We start from the raw sequence: 4806 nt of genomic DNA, 5'->3' as shown, positions 1-4806 counted from the left end.
TTCACTTGAATATATTTTAGTTTTAAAAATCATCTCGAATTATTAAGTTTTTATAAATTTTATGTTCAAAATGCTTTCGTCTTTCTTAAAGTATGTTAAAATATTTCTTCACATACATTGTGAAAGGAGAATAACAATGTTCCAATATAATGTCTCTTTTTTAAAAAATGATCAAGATATTTTAATGGTCAACCGTGAAACGAAACCGATGCCTGGATTATGGAATGGGATTATTAACAAACTTGAACAAAAGGATCATCCAGATGAAAGTGTGAAGCGTAAAATATTTGAAGAAACAAATTATAGTGTAGAACAGTTCTATTCGAAGGGAACATTTACGTGGAAAAACGAGCAAGGGGAATCAAAAGGGATCAATGTTTACTTATTTACTTTAGACCAAACATTGATGAAAAACAAAATCGCGAAAAGTCGTGACGGTATTTTACAATGGAAATCGATCGACTGGATTTTAGATGAAGAAAATCATGGAGTGCATCCAATTTTAAAACAAGGGATTCCAAAACTACTCGAGAAAAAAGGCATCTTAACATTTGAATATATAGACGGAAACGTTGTCCAAATACCACAAACATCACATCGTTAATTCGATGTGATGTTTGTACGTTTATCCGACGATTCTTAAACCGACAACACCAATAATAATACAACTTAAAAAAAACATCCGCTTCCAACTAGCTGATTCTTTAAAAAAGAATATACCCATTAACACAGATCCTGTCGCACCAACTCCAGACCATATGGCATACGCGACTCCTAATGAAATATCTTTAATTGCTAATGCTAAAAAGAAAAAGCCTAAGGAAAAACTAACGACGAGGAAAAATAACCAAATGTAACGTCTCTTTTGTAAATATAGATTAATAAATGTCATACCGAATATTTCACCGAAACTAGCAATGAATAAATAAAACCATGCCATGAACACACGCTCCCTATTATTCTACCTCAGCCGTTGTCAACTGAATCCCAACAACCCCAAAAATAATTAAGGATATAAATAATCCTTTTGCATATGTAAAATCCGCCCCTAATAGTACAAAATCAACTATTGCTATCGAAGCCGCGCCTAAACCAGTAAATACTGCATATACCGTTCCAGATGGGAGTTTTTCACATGCTTTAATGACAAAAATAAAACTTAAAATAATAATGATAATAGTACCTATCCACATCCATATATTGACGGAATATTTTAATCCTAACACCCAAAATATTTCAATGAATGCTGCAAGAAAAACATATATCCAACCTACTCTCATTTAAAAACACCCTTCAGATGAAAGAAGATAAAATCACCGTTTGATTTTATCTTCTTTCGTCGATTATTTACTTAAAGATTTAATGATAGGCATTATTTCCTTTAATCGTTTTACTTCATATGTTGGTGTTACTTCTGTTACATCGCGTTTATGATGATTGATCCATATCGAATCCATTCCGACACGAGAGGCACCTAAAATATCTGTCATCGGGTTATCTCCTATCATCACCGCTTCATTTTTATCGATTCCTGCAACATGTAACGCATGTTTAAAAATTTCTACACTAGGCTTTCCTTGTCCAAAATTCCCCGATATAATGATGTGATCGAAAAAAGGAGCTAACTGTGGTGACAAAGATAATTTTGTATGTTGTAAACTAGGTGCACCATTTGTAAGCATAATAAGCTTATATTCTCCTTGTAACTGTTCTAATATATCGATTGTTTCTTCATATAAGAAAATATGTTTTTTTCGTTCCGATGGAAACATTAATGCTAGTTCACTAGCTAATGCCTCATCTACAATATCCAAGTCTTTTAATCCATTAAACCAAGCTTCTTTACGGAATGAAGGCAATGTATCACGCATTAATTTGAAATCCTCTGATTCGTCACTGAATGTCCCCCACATTCCTTCGAATGTTCCGATTCCAATATTACTCGTAAAAGGATATGTAGGTAATGTTGGATAGATTTCCTGTGCATGTTTACGAACATTTTCCTCTAATGTTTCTGGATCAATCGCATATTTCTCTGTTGCTTTTTTACACGTTGCTTTAAACGCTTCACTAACGCTTTTATCGTCCCATAGTAATGTGTCATCTAAATCAAAAATGACTGCTTTTAACATTTTTCATCTACCTTCTTTTTCATTTTTAAAAAGCCCTTTCATTCATATCTTATCGATTTTATATATAAAAGTCCATAAAAATTGGATGGATAAATTTTCCATTATCCATCCGATTCTTTATCACACAAGCCATTGATAAATTTTTTGTCATAGATGAATGATATGTCCTTTAAATATTCATCCATTTTTAAACGAACCTAGATTCATTCACATTTAAAACCAAAATCCTCCACGTCTACAACTACATCTTGAACTAGAACAGGAACCACATTTTCCTCCTTCAGATTGGGTTCCTCTTACTCCTCTTGGGTTGGAATATCCTCCATTATCCCCTACGCCTCCGACACGTCCATCTCTTTCATCAATTTCTCGAACCCTCGTTTCATGGGATGTCGAATGTGGATAAGAATATACATTTCGAATGAGATGATTATTGACAACTGTTGTATGTGTTGGATATACATGGTTGATCGTCTCTTCTGTATACACATTTTTTACTTCTTCTCTTGTTGGGTGGACAATTTTTTTCTCACATCCACAACGACCATGACAATGACATCTTTTATTCATATTGATCACTCCTTTCACTTCCACTATATGTCACAAGACGTATACCGTATAAACAACATACCTAAGCCAAATTCCTAAATTATATCCCTACGTTCACACAATAGTAAAAGTTCCATCTTTCCTCACGAACAATTTATGGTATGCTAATTTTAGAAGATAAATGTAAAGGAAGGAAAGAAATATGAAAAAAGTATTAACACTTTTCTTATTAATGACTATTTTAAGCATTGCGGCCTGTAGCAATGATACTGGAAATAATGTAGATGGAGAATCATCGAAACAACCAATGGAATCAACAACCATTTCTGATAGTGTTGAACCTTTTGAAGCGATAAACCAAGATGAAAACGAAGTGTCTTTACATGATTTCGAAGGACAATGGTGGGTGGCGAATTTCGTATTTACGAACTGTACAACAGTTTGTCCACCAATGACTCGTAATATGAAAATTTTACAAGATGGCTTAGAAGAAGCTGGATTAGACGATGTACAACTCGTTTCTTTTTCCGTAGACCCTGAACGTGATACGACAGATGTGTTAAAAGAATATGGAGAAAATCATGGGGCAAATTTTGATACGTGGAACTTCCTAACTGGATATGATTTTGATACAGTAAAAAACATATCCGAAACATCATTTAAGAGTTCACTCCTCCCTCCTGGTGATGGAGATGATCAAGTGATGCATACCATATCATTTTTCTTAATAAATCCAGATGGTGAAGTCGTTGATCGTTTTGATGGTACGAAACAGGACGATATGGATTTACTCGTTGAACGTGTTAATGATTTAAAATAAAATTAAAAGCTAGAGATGCGTCCATAACATCTCTAGCTTTTTTACTACTTAATACGAATTTTTTCATTGGCATAAATGACATGTACATTTTTTATTTGTGGATTTAATGCATGAATTTGAGATACGGTCAATCCATTTATTGCAGCAATATGACTTAACGTATCACCGCGTTTTACGATGTAATATTGTTTCGTGTTTCGCATTTCAGCTGGGTTGATCCATGAACCTGGTGTCCCATTTTGATTGGTTACATTAACCATGCCATTACTTTCATTAAAAATATAATAGGTGCCAGCTTGAACTGTTCCGACACGTTGTATTCTTTCCTTTGCCTGTTTAGCCGTTCGATATGCTCCAACATTTCGTGTAACGACATATTGTTTATTAGTTGGTTGTCCACTATGTTTGTGAACAAAATAACTCCACGGTTTGTCGCTAAGAACTCTATTTAAATCAAGAGGGCCATTATATCCTGACAATCTTCCTTTATCAGTATATTGGTGAATATCACATGGAAATTTAGGTGTACTATTGACCGTCCCGTCATTCTTACCGTAATGAGGCAACCAAACCGCATCAGCTTCTTCCATCTTTAAATTGAATGACTTGTACAAATGATGCCCTACATATATCCCAACTTTTTCCGCACCGAGACGTCGTAACTCTTTTATATATGCACTAATACCGGCACGCATGTTAGACATCGATTTTTCTTCCACATCCACAAACCAAAAAGTTGGTTGGAATTGTTTTGTACGATTGTAAAAATCTCTCGCTTCTACTTTCATGTCATTTTCTGACACACCACGTACCCATGCATAGGCAGCAGTTGGTACCCCATGTTTTTGAAATGCCTCATGATGCATTTTGTAATGTCTATCGATTAAGTTAGAACCATATTGTGTACGAATAATAGCTAGGTCAATTTGTTTGGCAAGTGCATCATAATCCATTTTTGATGGTACTTGATGATGAGATACATCTAATATTACCTTCATGCTTCTCCCTCCTAAGATGATCTGTCAAGGATTTTTGACTGATCAAATAATCCAGCAGCACTTAAACCGAGTATAACACCAATCATCAGTTTATCTTGCCATATTCCATCTACGTAAATCATGCTCGCAATGATACCTAATGACAAAGATATTAACGGCAAAAACTTTTTCTTTAATGGTGTCACACGTTTCGTTAACTCCGTTAATCCAATAATTACTGCAACGAGAAATGTAAAATCATACATCATACCCCTCCTTTTATTTACTTACTATTACTATCGTATGATGTATGAGAAGAAGTGTTGTA

At 34.4% G+C, this 4806-nt stretch carries 8 protein-coding genes; 2 read left to right on the top strand and 6 right to left on the bottom strand.

Features of this window, described 5'->3' with window-relative positions; genetic code table 11:
- Window positions 1–136: 136 nt before the first annotated feature.
- A complete protein-coding gene (locus WKT09_RS13500; protein WP_340416530.1) occupies window positions 137–604 on the top strand; it encodes an NUDIX domain-containing protein in 468 nt (155 codons plus the stop codon).
- A 21-nt stretch (window positions 605–625) separates the two neighbouring features.
- On the opposite strand, the gene WKT09_RS13495 is transcribed toward WKT09_RS13500, so the two are convergent.
- From WKT09_RS13495 to WKT09_RS13480, 4 genes are all read right to left on the bottom strand, one after another.
- Window positions 626–940, bottom strand: coding sequence for a DMT family transporter (locus WKT09_RS13495; RefSeq protein WP_340416529.1), 315 nt, complete (start codon window positions 938–940; stop codon window positions 626–628).
- A gap of 16 nt (window positions 941–956) precedes the next feature.
- Window positions 957–1280 carry a DMT family transporter gene (locus tag WKT09_RS13490; RefSeq protein ID WP_340416528.1) on the bottom strand — a complete coding sequence of 108 codons (324 nt, stop codon included), beginning with the start codon at window positions 1278–1280 and terminating at the stop codon, window positions 957–959.
- 63 nt (window positions 1281–1343) lie between these two features.
- Window positions 1344–2132: an HAD family hydrolase gene (locus WKT09_RS13485; protein ID WP_340416527.1), complete on the bottom strand. Its 789-nt coding sequence runs from the start codon at window positions 2130–2132 to the stop codon at window positions 1344–1346.
- A 213-nt stretch (window positions 2133–2345) separates the two neighbouring features.
- Window positions 2346–2702 (bottom strand): CotD family spore coat protein, encoded by a 357-nt coding sequence (locus WKT09_RS13480; RefSeq protein ID WP_340416526.1) that lies wholly within the window; start codon window positions 2700–2702, stop codon window positions 2346–2348.
- A 181-nt stretch (window positions 2703–2883) separates the two neighbouring features.
- Here WKT09_RS13480 and WKT09_RS13475 point away from each other — a divergent pair, with 181 nt between their 5' ends.
- Window positions 2884–3501, top strand: a complete 618-nt coding sequence (locus tag WKT09_RS13475; protein WP_340416525.1) for an SCO family protein — start codon at window positions 2884–2886, stop codon at window positions 3499–3501.
- Window positions 3502–3545: 44 nt separating this feature from the next.
- Here the strand turns inward: WKT09_RS13475 and WKT09_RS13470 are convergent, their stop codons facing one another.
- Window positions 3546–4499 (bottom strand): GH25 family lysozyme, encoded by a 954-nt coding sequence (locus tag WKT09_RS13470; RefSeq protein WP_340416524.1) that lies wholly within the window; start codon window positions 4497–4499, stop codon window positions 3546–3548.
- 11 nt (window positions 4500–4510) lie between these two features.
- Window positions 4511–4744: a hypothetical protein gene (locus WKT09_RS13465; protein ID WP_340416523.1), complete on the bottom strand. Its 234-nt coding sequence runs from the start codon at window positions 4742–4744 to the stop codon at window positions 4511–4513.
- Window positions 4745–4806 lie beyond the last annotated feature (62 nt).

Origin of the sequence: Pseudogracilibacillus sp. ICA-222130 (genome assembly GCF_037892545.1) — a bacterium.
Taxonomy (GTDB): Bacteria; Bacillota; Bacilli; order Bacillales; family Amphibacillaceae; genus Pseudogracilibacillus.
This window is presented reverse-complemented; position numbering and strand designations above follow the sequence as displayed.

What these genes read in the sequence shown, in the direction of transcription:
- WKT09_RS13500 (WP_340416530.1), top strand. Translation starts at nt 137, where the DNA reads ATGTTCCAATATAATGTCTCTTTTTTAAAAAATGATCAAGATATTTTA.
- WKT09_RS13495 (WP_340416529.1), bottom strand. Translation starts at nt 940, where the DNA reads ATGGCATGGTTTTATTTATTCATTGCTAGTTTCGGTGAAATATTCGGT.
- WKT09_RS13490 (WP_340416528.1), bottom strand. Translation starts at nt 1,280, where the DNA reads ATGAGAGTAGGTTGGATATATGTTTTTCTTGCAGCATTCATTGAAATA.
- WKT09_RS13485 (WP_340416527.1), bottom strand. Translation starts at nt 2,132, where the DNA reads ATGTTAAAAGCAGTCATTTTTGATTTAGATGACACATTACTATGGGAC.
- WKT09_RS13480 (WP_340416526.1), bottom strand. Translation starts at nt 2,702, where the DNA reads ATGAATAAAAGATGTCATTGTCATGGTCGTTGTGGATGTGAGAAAAAA.
- WKT09_RS13475 (WP_340416525.1), top strand. Translation starts at nt 2,884, where the DNA reads ATGAAAAAAGTATTAACACTTTTCTTATTAATGACTATTTTAAGCATT.
- WKT09_RS13470 (WP_340416524.1), bottom strand. Translation starts at nt 4,499, where the DNA reads ATGAAGGTAATATTAGATGTATCTCATCATCAAGTACCATCAAAAATG.
- WKT09_RS13465 (WP_340416523.1), bottom strand. Translation starts at nt 4,744, where the DNA reads ATGTATGATTTTACATTTCTCGTTGCAGTAATTATTGGATTAACGGAG.